Source organism: Halomonas sp. IOP_6 (assembly GCF_021151565.1).
In the GTDB taxonomy this organism is placed as follows: domain Bacteria; phylum Pseudomonadota; class Gammaproteobacteria; order Pseudomonadales; family Halomonadaceae; genus Vreelandella; species Vreelandella alkaliphila.
This window is the reverse complement of the sequence record NZ_JAIRBO010000007.1, coordinates 85,429-97,612: the sequence shown is the minus strand read 5'-3', so window position 1 is coordinate 97,612 and position 12,184 is coordinate 85,429. Positions and strand designations below refer to the sequence as shown.

Here is a 12,184-nt window from a genome sequence, read left to right as displayed (position 1 = left end):
TTGCTGGCGCAGGTGAGTGCGTCGAAAGATAGTAAGCGAACGGAGGTTAGCTTAGGAGCCAAATCCACCCCGTGCGCTGGAGCGCGAACCGAACCCAGAGCGTTGAGTTGCCCGTTGGTTGGACTGCATAACCGATGAGCGGAAGGCCTGGTTACGTTGGTCCACCCGTGTAGAAGCAGAGGACGACGCAGCATTCCAGTCGCCGCGATTCTGGCGGGTACGGTAGACCGGTTCCTGATACAGGCTTTGTACCCGTGCGCCATTGCGGTTGGCCATCATGTTGCCAACCATATAGCCCATCAGCGCGGGACCAAACCAACTGCCACCTTGCCCCTGTTGAGCTGATTGGGGAGGGGGCTCACAGGCACCTTCGCCATGTACCTGTTCGCAAGCTTCTAAGGAGTCAAAGCGCGGAACCGCTTCAACGGCTGCCGTAAACGCCGCTTCACAGGCGGTACGCGTGTAAAGCTCGTCTGCTACGCACTCGTCTATGTTCTGGTAGGCCTTGGGCTCGGAGAAGTTGATGTCCGATAGAGTGTCCTGCGGCGGAGATGACTGCCCACAGCCGGCTAACGCGGCTGTACCGGCCGCGCCCATCAAGGCCAGGGTTAGCCGAGAACTGCGCTTGCGGCGCGGTGGCTGGTTAGATGATTGCATGAGAGTCTCCCCTTACCAGATCATGGACGCGGCGTTGAGCAGGCCAACCGCGATAGCGATAGTTGCCGCGAAAATGCCGTATGCGACGTGGCCATCGGTAATATGTCCGGAAAGGCTCTGCCCTTTGCTTTTCAACACCAGTTTGATGGCAAAGAAGGTAACGATCTGCACGATAAAGGCGATGATGCCCCAGGCGATAAAATCAATGAAACTCACGCTGTTCGCCATAGCGCTGTAAAGCGGTATGGTAAAGCCTAAGGTGGCGCCGCCAAAAGCGGTTGCCGCTGCGGCGTTGCCTTCCTGGATCAGCTTCCATTCATGATGCGGGGTAATCTTGCTGTACGCGACCATGAACGCTACCAGTAGGATGGCGGCGGTGATCAGGTAGGCGAAAAACGCTGGCAGGCCTGCCAAGTACATACCGATATTGCCCATTATCGTTTCCTTTTTTAGTCGTTAATCGTGAGTGGTAAATCGTACGTGGTGAGCAGAAGCTGGGAATAGTGATCAGTGAGTCTTTCAGGTGACCATCAATGCGCTTCGATAATCACTGCGCTGATATCGATTCCCAGGCTGGTGACTAATTGATAACTGCCTTCCAGCTCATCGGCTTCAGCACTGAGTAGGATATATTCAAAGCGCTCTGAGGCCTGATCTTGGCGCTCATAGAGCATGCAGTGGTGCGTGACTTGGGAAATTCCGCTGCCATTAGCGCGAGTCACCGTTTCCTCAAGCACTACCGGGGCTGACCATGCGCTGCTTTCAGCGCCCCATACGCGTTGATAGCGTTTAAGGTCGTCTGGAATGTCGTCGTCTGCTTCCAGCGTAAAGCTGCTCTGGCCGAGTGGATGAGCGGGTGCCTGGCTATCCGGCTGATTGATCAGACCATCAAATTCAAGATTAGAAACATGTTGTGACGACAGGAAATCGAACAGTTTGTATTCAAACACCTTGCCGTTAGCAATGGAGGCTTGAATCCAGGTGTCGTTTTCCAGATAAAAGCGCGCGAGCTGTTCGCCCTGGCCGAGTTCGACGACGCCAATCGCGGCTATTTCCTGCGCAGCGCCACTCCAGCTGGCATCAAAATTCAGGCTGTCGAACGCCTTCAGCGACAGCATATTGAGCGACACCATACCGCCAAGTCGAAGACCGTTGAAGTCGTCTGGGGTCATGCCGACGGGTAGTCCGCTAGAGCGTTGGGCGGTTTCGCTGGCGTGCTTTTGCTGCACGCTTTTACTGTTGGCACGAAACAGTGATTTAAGTGAACCAAGCATGGTGATGGACCTCCACGAAACGGATGGGTGTCATGTCAGCAGTGATGAAAAATATGCCGACGTCAGGCGCTCATAGGCCATGTAATACAGCACATCGCCATCACTCAACTCACGGGCGGAGGGTGGGTTGAGCATATTCGCCTCGCCACTAATGGAAGTGACGCCAAGTAAGGTGGCATTATGCGCTTCCTTGGCTAGGGCGAATAATTGGCCAAACGTGCTGCCTTTGGGAATATCTTGCAGCTGCGTTTGGTACTGAGTGGCACCATGATTGACGGCGAGCAGCTCATTCACGACGCGACTAATGCCTGCATCGGTGGCTGAACGCACTAGCATTTCCAGTGCCAGGGCCTCGGTGCATTCGATGCCCGGCAATGTTCGGCGCAACATCGCTGCGGTATTAGGGTTTTCGCAGTGGGCAACGATATGGCAGCCAGGAGACTTTAGGCTATAAGCGGAAAGCGCCACAGTCGCCACGCGTTCATCGCTGCCGTCATAGATAATAATACGGCTGGCGTTTTCAACGCCGGCGCGCTTGAGAAGCTCCATGTTGGCGAAGCTATCACCCTTGACGAATTTTAAGTCGCCCGGACGTGGGTTGTTGATGTCTTTGGTGACACACAGCACGATTTCATCAGGGAGCTGCCGGTCAGCTTTGAGAATATCAATGATCTTTTCAGTGGTTTCTCCATGCCAGCCTAGCACCACCGTGTGGCCAGTAAGGTCGCTGTAATCGCCTTTTCCTTGCATTTGCTGCCTCCAAAAGTTGCCCACCGTGACGGTTGCCTTGCCAATCAGGGCAGCAAATAGCGAAATACCGCCTGGGATCAGGTAAAACACAGCGATCAGTTGCCCAGCAGTTGAACTCGGCGAGAAGTCCCCATAGCCCACGGTGGAAGCCGTAACAACGTAAAAATACAGCCACAACGGCAGTGAGTTGGCAACCTCTTCGCCAGAGAGCCCTATGAGTAGCCAAGAGGTTGCCATATGTGCCAGTGCCAGCAGTAACAGAAACGTCCAACTGACGTTAATCGTAGAGGCTTTTAAAACTTTTAGTAGCCGTTGTAGCACTGGCATGGCGTCAGTCTTCCTTGCGTTCAGGCGGTAGTAATAACGCTAGCACTCAATTGCCAGCATTTTGCTTGGCTTTTAGGCGAGCCAGAACATCGCTTCCTGACGTCTGCTGTTTGCCGATACCTGCCTGGGAAAGGCGCGCTTCCAAGTCAGCGCCGGAGTCTTGCGCTTGCATTGATTCACCGATCTTAAGCTTTTCAGCCTGGAGGGCCTGGCGCTCTTTAATACGCTCAAGGGAGGCAACGGCGCTGTTCATGCTGGCATTTTGGCCAGCATGTTGAGATGCCACGGCAGCCTGTGCTTTTTGCGCGGCTTCAGTGGCCTTGACGTGGGACATCTGCTGCTCAACGCGGCGAATTTCACTTTTCGATTTAGCGATGGTCGATTTCAGTGCTTCGATAGTGCCATCGTATTGGGTGACATTGGCCTGAGCGATTTCGCGCTCGCTTTCCAGGCGGGCAATTTCCCCAGCGACTTCTTCCGCTAAGCTCTGCTCGCCTTTTTCAAGCGCGGCCATGGCGCTTTTTTCATACTCTGCCATTTTATCCGACAGCGTATCCACTTCCTTGGCGGCAAGGTTGCGCCTGGCCATGATGGTTGTGAGTTCTTCATTGGCCCGGTTCATTGCTGTTTTAGCGTCACGCAGTTCCTGCTCCATGATACGAATCCCCTGACTATCGACAATCGCTTCGCCGGTTTCAGTGGCTTTGCCGCGCAGGGCGGTAAACATTTTGCGTAGTAACATCGGGTAACTCCTTAAATCGAACCAATCCGACGCTTGCGCGTGGGGCTTACAACAGGGTGATACTTAACAACAGGCGATATCTGGCTGGTGCCTGGATCACGTTAACTCGTGAGTATTTGAATCAACCGATTAAATCGGCAATTTCCAATGCAGCCTGAGCGCAAGCTTCGACTTCAGCACTGATGGCCTCAAGTTTGCAATCTGCAAACAGTTGGCCATAGACCACATAGTAATCTTCGTCACCCAGGGTGTGGATGCCAACGCTGACTAGCGGTAGGGTCATGCCTAAGCGCAACAAAGCATCGTTGAAGGTATGGATATTCTCAACCGCGCTGGTGGGAGCCACTTCGGTCATCACCAACCACTCTTGCTCGCAATGCGTCAGGGTAACAGGTAAGTCGCCGTAGTCCTTTAGCGTAAACACCAGCGAATCGTTGTCTTGGTCGAGAGTGATGTCAGCGTTAGGCCAGTTTAGCTCGTTCTGTTCTACGCTGTGTTTAATCGCTTCAAGTCGTGTCTGTGTATTCATTGAGCGTATCCTAATGGTCTATCCTGCATAGGGCTGTACATAGGACTGTAACAGCCGTGCCGGTGAGTAACGGAGTTGCTAGCTAAAAATTCTTCAGCATTTTACCGAATCAATCGATATTGCGTCTGCACCGATGGCAAACTAATCCGTTAGCACCCATAATGGTCAACGTTTCGACGGCGAGGAGAATCCCATGAAACTGCTAAATCGCTCTGCCCTGAGCGTCAGGCCGACCCAGACCTTCGTGGACTGGATCAATGCGCTCGAACCCACCATGGGAGACGACGACCTGACCCTGGACGACGTCGAACGTGAAAGTACGGTGTACCTTATCCCAGAGATGGATACCCCTGAAGCGCTTGAGACTTTTGTTCGTGAGCGCTATGCAGAAATCCTAGAGACTGAGCTGCGTGCCTGGGAAGAGGATGAGCGCCAATGGCCAGAAAAGCTTGATTGGTCACTGTTCCAAGACTTTTTACGCATTGAACATAGCTACCTTGCGATTGATCTTGACGACGAAACCGCACTTGAAATTTCTGAGGTTGATGACGCACTCCTGCTCGACAATGAGCAAGATTAGCGCATTGCCATCTTGATGTATGCGTATTGTGGAACCGGCCCAGGCCGGTTTTATTGTTTTTAATGGTGCAGTTTAGGAACGAACCACCATGCGATTGTTTGAAACTCGGGCGGGTGACGATGGTTTGCCAGGACCCGCGCGCGCGCTTGCCGTACTGGCACTCGTCACCGGCACGCTAATGGCGGTAGTCGACACCACCATGATTAATTTGGCCCTCCCGACGATTGCCGCAGATCTTAATGTGCCTGCCTCCAGAGCGGTATGGATCACCAATTTATTCCAAGTGGTCTGCGCGGCGTTCTTATTAGTGTTCGCAGGCATAAGTGAGCTGATCACCCGCAGGCGGCTCTATTTATTTGGTTTGGCCACCTTCGTTTTCGCGGCGTTAGGGGCGGCGCTTTCGCGTAATCTAGAAACGCTACTGATATTTCGCGCCTTGCAGGGGTTGGGGGCAGCGGCCACGCTGTCCATCGGTCCGTCGCTGTATCGGGCAATTTTTCCGTCACGTCTATTGGGTAGCGCTTTAGGCCTTAGCGCGTTAGTGGTGGCCGGTGGCTATGCAGCTGGCCCAACGTTGAGCGGCGTCATCCTCTCGTTTGCCGACTGGCCCTGGTTGTTTGCGCTTAATGTTCCGCTTGGTGTGTGTTCGCTATGGTTGGCTAGTCGTGCGTTGCCCCGAGATAAACCACGCCGGGGCAGCTTTGATGTGCTGGGTGCACTGCTGTCTATGTTGATGCTAGCCAGTTTCTTTCTCGCAATGGATGCAGTCGGCCATGCCGCACCGCTATGGCAAAGCGGTGGCTGGTCGGTGATAGCGGTGCTGGCTTGCGCGCTGTTTATTAGACGCCAGCGTCACGCGCCTTATCCGCTGCTGCCGCTGAGTATATTTGCTGAAAAACGCTTTACGCTGGCTGTTTCAGCGTCAGGGTTGGCCTTTATCGGTCAGGGGTTAACGTTTGTTGCGCTGTCGTTTTTTTATCAGGAGCAGATGGGATTCTCGCCACTGGAGACAGCTTGGCTGTTCACCCCTTGGCCGTTAGCGATTATGGTGGTTGGCCCCCTAGCGGGTCGTTTAGCTGACCGAATCAACCCGAGTCTTCTTTCAAGCGCAGGCTTAATACTGCTGATTATGGGATTAGTAGCGCTAGCACTCGTTGATGAATCTACCGGCGTGGCAGGCAGTCTGTGGCGCACCGCCTTGTGTGGCATCGGCTTTGGTCTGTTTCAGCCACCTAACAACCGCGAAATGATGGGCAGTCTTCCGCCTGAGCGAAGCGCTAATGTATCCGGCGTGATGAGCACTACCCGTACTGTTGGACAATCAGTTGGGGTGGCATTGGTAGGGGCGGCCTTGGCGTTGGGTTCACCTGTACAGATAACCCTATGGCTGGGGGCTGGCACCACGCTGCTAGCGCTGGTGGCTAGTCTTTCCCGGGTGGCGTTAGCCCAGCGTGCTCTCATTGAGCGGCGGGCATCGTCTGTTAGCAAGTAAGGGCGTACAATAAATTGGTTGCTGATTGAAGGAGAAAGTACTCATGGCGATGCAGACACAGATTGAGCAGAAGTTAGCGGCGTTAACGCCCGACGTGCTGCACGTAGAAAATGAAAGCCACATGCACAACGTGCCGGCTAACGCTGAGACGCACTTTAAAGTCACCCTGGTAAGCGATAGCTTCGATGGCATCATGCCGGTGAAGCGCCATCAGCAGATTTATGCGCTGCTCGCCGATGAGCTGTCTGGGCCCGTGCATGCATTGGCGTTGCATCTGTACACCCCAAAAGAGTGGCAGACACGTGGCGGCGAGCGCCCGAATTCGCCTAACTGTCGGGGCGGCGGCCAGTGACGCCAGACGTTATTCGCCGGCAGTATTTGGATGCAATGGGCATAACAGCCTGGGCAGCCAAATATCAACTGCCTAACGCACGACCTACGGAGGCGTGCGAATGGGAAGATGCGCCTGCTGTTACTCCGCCGCGAGAGCGCCTTCACGCGCTATTGGACGATGCACCTGCACCTCGCCCGCGTAATCAGTCACCGAAAGGTGATAGTGCTCCCGTTGCCACTCACACGGCATCGGCATCCTCTTCGGCCCCGGCGGCAGTGCGCGCGCTGCTGGGCCAACCTCCTGTTCCTGCCAGTAAGCCAGCCGACGCCCCCGTTGCTTCTACACTGGAAAATTCTACTCAGGAAAAAAAGCCGGTTAGCAAAGTTGAGCCGCTTACGTTCAGTCTTTCCTGTATGTGTGTTGGTGGGCGCTGGTTAAGCCTTCATGAGGGGGAAATAACGCCTATTGAACAGCAATTGCTGGCTAATATGCTGCGGGCAGCAGGCGTGTTGAGCGGTGAAATGCCCGCGGTGACGTATTTTAAATGGCCGCCAATGGCCAACACGTTCACGCCGGAGGAGCCGCTGGAAGAAGCGCAAGACGGAGTGGCTGCCTTTATTGCTGGCGCGGCGGGTAGGCAGGGCTGGCAGTTGGAACGCCTGTTGTGGTGGGGAGCTGACGAACTAGCCGATGATTCCCACTTAGCGCGGGTCATGGCTGTTAGCCAGCAACGCAGCCAAACGTTGTCGCTGCCCGTGTGGCAGGGCCCTGCATTGAGGACACTTGCCGAGCACGGGAGTGCCAAGCGTAAGCTTTGGTCTGCGCTGGTGTCGCTTGGTCAGCAGTGGCGTGCTGAGGTTGCCACCCGGTGATAAGCCCATTAAGCGTTGCTGACAGTGCTGCGTTACAGGCGTTAGAAGCGCAAGCTAACAGTGGCATAAGTTCGCAGCATCTCCATGACGCGTTAGACGATCCTAATTCACAGGTGATTGGTTACTGGCAACCATCAGCTTCGGTTGGCCATGTGTCCGTTGGCGGTGTGCTGCTTGGTTATGCCATCGTGGTGCGTTTGCCATTTGAGGCAGAGCTTCAAGCGATTGGAGTGCTTCCACAGCAGCAAGGCCAGGGAATCGGTGGCAAGCTACTTGGCGCAGTGGTCGCCTGTGCTAGGCAGTGGCAAAGCGAACGCTTACTGCTTGAAGTGCGGGCAAGTAACCAACGTGCGATAACGCTTTATCAGCACTACGAGTTTAATGAAGATGGTCGGCGCCGAGGTTACTACCCGGCTGCACAGGGTGCCGCCGGGCGAGAAGATGCGCTACTGATGTCGCGCTTACTTTAAGACACGCTATCGCTTTCGATGTCTTCAAATTTGCTGAGTACACCCTGTAAACGGCGCTCCCACTCCTCACGTTCTTGCTTTAGCAGCGCGTTTTCGCCACGCAGCTCTTCGTTTTCAAGCTTCATCAATTCCAACGCCTCAACGGTGTCGGTAATTTTTTGTTCCAGCTGGTTAAATAACTCAAGGCTCATGCCTACCTCCAATAACGTCGACAGGCACACTACCTGTCATAACGGGGACAAAAACGTAATTCAGTTGGGCGAGCGTAACGCCGCTGCAGGATTGCGGCAAGCGCAGTTTACACGGGTTTACGAAGATAGAGGCGAGCCGCACTTTCGCCCGCCTGGGTTTCCCGATAAAGCTGCCAGTTAGTGGGCACGCTTGGAGATAGGGACTTTTCAGTTTCCAGGTAGATCATGGCATCGTCTGCAAGCCAGCCGCCGGTTTCTAATGCGGAACAGCAGGAAGCGGCTAAGCCTTGATGAAACGGTGGATCAAGAAAGACGACATCCGCAGGCTGTTGGCAGGGTTGGTTGAGAAAAGCGAGTGCATCGGTAGATACCACTCGGCCATTACTGGTGCTAAGGGTGATAATATTTTCACTAATTAGCGCGGCTACCCGGGAATCGCGCTCGACAAACGTAACGTTGCTGGCGCCGCGGGAAAGGGCTTCAAAGCCTAGTGCTCCTGTGCCTGCAAAGAGGTCCAGCACTTGTTTGCCAAACAGGTGTTGGCCTAGCCAGTTGAATAGGGTCTCACGCACGCGATCAGGGGTGGGCCGTAGCCCTGGGTGGTCGAGTACAGGCAACTGACGGCGGCGAAAGTCGCCGCCGATGATGCGTAGCTTACCCGGCGGTTTGGCAGGCCCGCGCCGCGCTGTCGATGAGCGAGAAGTAGAAGGGCGAGAAGAGCGTTGTCGTTTCATAACGCGGATTGTAGCGGGCTACTTATCCAAAGTCTTGGTCTGCGATGGTAGGATAATCGCAATGTTCACCTATTTAGTCGGATGACACCTATGTTCGGTTTTTTCAAACGTAAGAAAAAGCACGACTCCCAACAGGAGCAGCAAGATCAGCAGGCGCTGTCTCAGGAGGAGCATGGCGAAGTAGAGGCTACCAAAGAGCCAGCGCTAGAGCATAAAACAGAGCAGGCCTTGCCAACGGCGGAAGCTGTTGTGCAAGAAACGTCAGTGCCTGAAACCGAGCCAGCGGAACACAGTACATCCGTTGAAGAAACCGCTGAAAAGTCACAAACAAGTGAATCAGAACTAGCGCCTGAGCTAGCCTCTTCACCAGAACCAGAACCAGAACCAGAACCAGAACCAGAACCAGAACCAGAACCAGAACCAGAACCAGAACCGGCCACAATATCTGCCCCTAAACCGGCCCTTCAAGAGAAGCCCGTGGCCGAAAAAGGCGAAAAGAGAGGCTGGTTCGCTCGTATTAAGTCAGGGTTAGGCAAAACCCGCGCCAATCTAACTGACGGTATTGCCGATCTGTTTCTGGGCAAAAAGCAGATTGATGATGAGCTGTTGGAAGATCTTGAGACCCAGCTGCTGATGGCGGATGTAGGCATTGAAGCCACTAGCGAGATTATTGAGCGCCTTGAAGCGCGCGTTTCGCGCAAAGAACTGAATAACCCAGAAGCGCTTTATCGCGGGTTGCAAGAAGAGTTGGCGTTGATGCTGGCGCCGGTAGCGACGCCGCTAAGTTTTGAAAAAGAGAGTGAAGGGCCTTTTGTCATTCTTGTGGTAGGGGTTAACGGCGTAGGTAAAACAACGACTATCGGCAAGCTGACCCAGCGTTTTCAACGTGAGGGTAAAAGCGTCATGCTCGCTGCAGGCGACACCTTCCGCGCAGCGGCGGTTGAACAGCTTAAGGTGTGGGGTGAGCGTAACAACGCGCCGGTAATTGCGCAGCATACTGGTGCTGATAGCGCTTCAGTGATTTACGACGCGGTGGCGGCTGCTAAATCACGTGGCGTGGATGTGCTGATTGCCGACACAGCAGGACGGCTGCACAACAAGAGTCATCTGATGGAAGAACTGAAAAAAGTTCATCGGGTCATGCAGAAGCTGGATAGCACCGCTCCTCATGAGGTGATGTTGGTGCTGGATGCGGGGACAGGGCAGAACGCCATTTCCCAGGCCAGCACATTTAATGACGCCGTGCCGATCAGTGGCATTACGCTGACCAAGCTGGACGGTACCGCCAAGGGCGGGATTATTTTCGCATTGGCGAAGCAGCTAAAAACACCGATTCGCTTTATTGGTGTAGGCGAAGGTCTGGATGATCTCCGCCCCTTTGAGGCAGATGACTTTGTTAACGCGCTGTTTGATCGGCAAGGGGATGATGGCCGCGCATGATCGCTTTTGAACATGTGGGTAAGCGCTATGGAGGGCGCTTTGATGCGCTGGCACACCTCAACTTTCGCGTTGCAAGAGGCGAAATGGTGTTCCTGACGGGGCATTCTGGTGCTGGTAAAAGTTCGTTACTGCGACTAATTATGCGCCTCGAAAGGCCTAGCCGTGGCCGGGTAGTGGTGGCTGGGCACGACATTGCCGAGCTCCACGCCAGCCAAGTGCCGTTTTATCGTCGGCAAATTGGCGTGGTGTTTCAAGATCACCAATTGCTGTTTGATCGCAGTGTGTTCCGCAATGTATCTCTGCCGCTAGAAATCCAGGGGGTAGAGCCGCGTGAAACGGCGCGGCGCGTTCGTGCAGCACTGGATAAGGTCGGGCTTTTACACCGCGAAAAAGCGCTGCCAGTAGAGCTTTCCGGTGGTGAGCAGCAGCGAGTGGGCATTGCGCGCGCAGTGGTTAATAAGCCAGCTCTGCTGCTTGCTGATGAACCTACCGGTAACTTAGACCCACAGCTTTCTGCCGATATTATGGCGCTGTTTGAAGACTTCAATCGTATTGGCACCACCGTGATGATTGCCAGTCACGACTTAGCGCTGATTGCGCGACTACGTCACCGCATTTTGCGTTTGCAAGATGGTCGTCTGGTGGCAGATGAGGGGGCCGTATGAAACGTGCCGCGACACCCCGTCCTATAGGCGCAGCGCCCAAAGGTAAGCGACAATCGGCCAGAACTCCCAGTGAGCCACACGCCGAGCGGCGTGGCGCACGTTCACAGCAAACACGTTTTAGCAGCCGCTTACGCGCCTGGGGACGCCATCATCGTGCAATGGCACTGGATAGCCTTTATCGCTTGGTACGTCATCCTGTGGGTAATTTGCTAACCATGCTGGCCATCGCCATTGCGTTAGTCTTGCCTGCGGCGCTTTGGTTAACCTTGGACAGCGCTAAGCTGCTAGACGCAGAACTGGATGAGAGTGCAACCCTCACCGTTTATTTGGAAACGACCGTAGACGCTGCACAGTCCGTTCGCATTGAGGAGGCTGTCATCGCGGACGAAGGTGTCGAAACGACCCGCATTATCAGTGCCGAGCAAGGTATGGTTGAGTTTCAGCAGTCCCTTGGTATTGAAGATACCCTGGCAGGGCTGGAAGATAATCCACTGCCGGCCAGTATTGTGATTTATCCACAGAGCGTTGAACCTGCAGCTATGGCACAACTGGCACAGCGCTTGGAGGAGTTCTCTGGGGTAGACGAGGTGCGCGTGGATTTGGCGTGGGTAGAGCGTTTACGTCATTTGGCGGATCTTGGGCGACGGGTGGCGCTCGCGCTTGGGGTGTTGTTTGGCTGTGGTGTGCTGCTAGTGGTGGGCAACACTATCCGTCTTTCGGTTGAGAGCCGACGACGAGAAATCGAAGTAGTGATGCTCATTGGCGCGACCCATGCCTTTGTCCGTCGCCCCTTCCTCTATAGCGGGGCTTGGTACGGCGTGGGGGGCGGTCTGCTGGCGCTGGGATTGTTGGGATTTGGCAACCACTGGCTGTCGATGCCTGTTGCCGCCTTGGCGGCAAGCTACGGAGCGAACTTTGTGTTGCCGCAGTTAGATGTGACAGGCTCTACAATTCTGCTATCTTGCAGTACACTATTGGGCTGGCTGGGAGCTTGGTTGGCTGTTACACGCCATCTCTCTAGCATACGCCCGCGTTGATTATGTTTGTTATGCGGTCAGTAGCGGGAATTTCCACCCCGTTTTGTGTCTTATGCAGTGAATGCATCGGTCATTTGAACCTTATGCTTA

16 protein-coding genes are annotated in these 12,184 nt (G+C 54.5%); 8 read left to right on the top strand and 8 right to left on the bottom strand.

The genetic code is table 11. The annotated features are described in order from the left end of the window. Positions 1-51: 51 nt before the first annotated feature. The 6 genes from K7H08_RS13915 to K7H08_RS13890 all read right to left on the bottom strand — a co-directional run bounded on the left by K7H08_RS13915 (position 52) and on the right by K7H08_RS13890 (position 4,279). Positions 52-657, bottom strand: a complete 606-nt coding sequence (locus K7H08_RS13915; protein WP_231658281.1) for a DUF1190 domain-containing protein — start codon at positions 655-657, stop codon at positions 52-54. A 12-nt stretch (positions 658-669) separates the two neighbouring features. Beyond that, positions 670-1,092 (bottom strand): DUF350 domain-containing protein, encoded by a 423-nt coding sequence (locus K7H08_RS13910; protein WP_009724104.1) that lies wholly within the window; start codon positions 1,090-1,092, stop codon positions 670-672. Positions 1,093-1,187: 95 nt separating this feature from the next. Further along, positions 1,188-1,931 (bottom strand): DUF2491 family protein, encoded by a 744-nt coding sequence (locus K7H08_RS13905; protein WP_231658280.1) that lies wholly within the window; start codon positions 1,929-1,931, stop codon positions 1,188-1,190. Between the two features lie 30 nt (positions 1,932-1,961). Then, a complete protein-coding gene (locus K7H08_RS13900) occupies positions 1,962-3,008 on the bottom strand; it encodes an ion channel (RefSeq protein WP_231658279.1) in 1,047 nt (348 codons plus the stop codon). A 46-nt stretch (positions 3,009-3,054) separates the two neighbouring features. Continuing rightward, a complete protein-coding gene (locus K7H08_RS13895; RefSeq protein ID WP_038481028.1) occupies positions 3,055-3,750 on the bottom strand; it encodes a PspA/IM30 family protein in 696 nt (231 codons plus the stop codon). A gap of 121 nt (positions 3,751-3,871) precedes the next feature. Beyond that, positions 3,872-4,279, bottom strand: coding sequence for a DUF2170 family protein (locus K7H08_RS13890; RefSeq protein ID WP_038481032.1), 408 nt, complete (start codon positions 4,277-4,279; stop codon positions 3,872-3,874). 193 nt (positions 4,280-4,472) lie between these two features. Between K7H08_RS13890 and K7H08_RS13885 the strand changes: the two genes are divergently transcribed. The 5 genes from K7H08_RS13885 to K7H08_RS13865 all read left to right on the top strand — a co-directional run bounded on the left by K7H08_RS13885 (position 4,473) and on the right by K7H08_RS13865 (position 8,027). Then, positions 4,473-4,859, top strand: a complete 387-nt coding sequence (locus K7H08_RS13885; protein ID WP_038481035.1) for a hypothetical protein — start codon at positions 4,473-4,475, stop codon at positions 4,857-4,859. 88 nt (positions 4,860-4,947) lie between these two features. After that, complete coding sequence (locus K7H08_RS13880) at positions 4,948-6,351, top strand: MFS transporter (RefSeq protein ID WP_231658278.1); 1,404 nt, start codon at positions 4,948-4,950, stop codon at positions 6,349-6,351. Positions 6,352-6,394: 43 nt separating this feature from the next. Continuing rightward, positions 6,395-6,703, top strand: a complete 309-nt coding sequence (locus tag K7H08_RS13875) for a BolA family protein (RefSeq protein WP_038481041.1) — start codon at positions 6,395-6,397, stop codon at positions 6,701-6,703. Next, positions 6,700-7,557 carry a hypothetical protein gene (locus K7H08_RS13870; RefSeq protein WP_231658277.1) on the top strand — a complete coding sequence of 286 codons (858 nt, stop codon included), beginning with the start codon at positions 6,700-6,702 and terminating at the stop codon, positions 7,555-7,557. Before K7H08_RS13875 ends, K7H08_RS13870 begins: the two co-directional genes overlap by 4 nt. Then, entirely contained in the window at positions 7,554-8,027 is a 474-nt protein-coding gene (locus tag K7H08_RS13865; RefSeq protein WP_198348674.1) for a GNAT family N-acetyltransferase, read from the top strand. The genes K7H08_RS13870 and K7H08_RS13865 overlap by 4 nt, the downstream gene beginning before the upstream one ends. Here K7H08_RS13865 and zapB read toward each other — a convergent pair. Next, a complete protein-coding gene (zapB, locus tag K7H08_RS13860) occupies positions 8,024-8,218 on the bottom strand; it encodes a cell division protein ZapB (protein WP_038481051.1) in 195 nt (64 codons plus the stop codon). The genes K7H08_RS13865 and zapB overlap by 4 nt on opposite strands. 107 nt (positions 8,219-8,325) lie before the next feature. Further along, positions 8,326-8,952 carry a 16S rRNA (guanine(966)-N(2))-methyltransferase RsmD gene (gene rsmD / locus K7H08_RS13855; protein ID WP_038481054.1) on the bottom strand — a complete coding sequence of 209 codons (627 nt, stop codon included), beginning with the start codon at positions 8,950-8,952 and terminating at the stop codon, positions 8,326-8,328. Positions 8,953-9,042: 90 nt separating this feature from the next. Here rsmD and ftsY point away from each other — a divergent pair, with 90 nt between their 5' ends. Genes ftsY through ftsX form a run of 3 tightly spaced genes read left to right on the top strand, consistent with a single transcriptional unit; the run spans position 9,043 to position 12,094 of the window. Beyond that, the gene (gene ftsY / locus K7H08_RS13850; RefSeq protein WP_231658276.1) at positions 9,043-10,392 is read left to right on the top strand and encodes a signal recognition particle-docking protein FtsY; all 1,350 of its coding nucleotides are present in this window, start codon (positions 9,043-9,045) and stop codon (positions 10,390-10,392) included. Next, on the top strand, positions 10,389-11,057 hold the full coding sequence (gene ftsE / locus K7H08_RS13845; RefSeq protein ID WP_231658275.1) for a cell division ATP-binding protein FtsE: 669 nt from the start codon (positions 10,389-10,391) through the stop codon (positions 11,055-11,057). The genes ftsY and ftsE overlap by 4 nt, the downstream gene beginning before the upstream one ends. Further along, positions 11,054-12,094 (top strand): permease-like cell division protein FtsX, encoded by a 1,041-nt coding sequence (gene ftsX, locus K7H08_RS13840; protein ID WP_038481062.1) that lies wholly within the window; start codon positions 11,054-11,056, stop codon positions 12,092-12,094. Before ftsE ends, ftsX begins: the two co-directional genes overlap by 4 nt. Positions 12,095-12,184 lie beyond the last annotated feature (90 nt).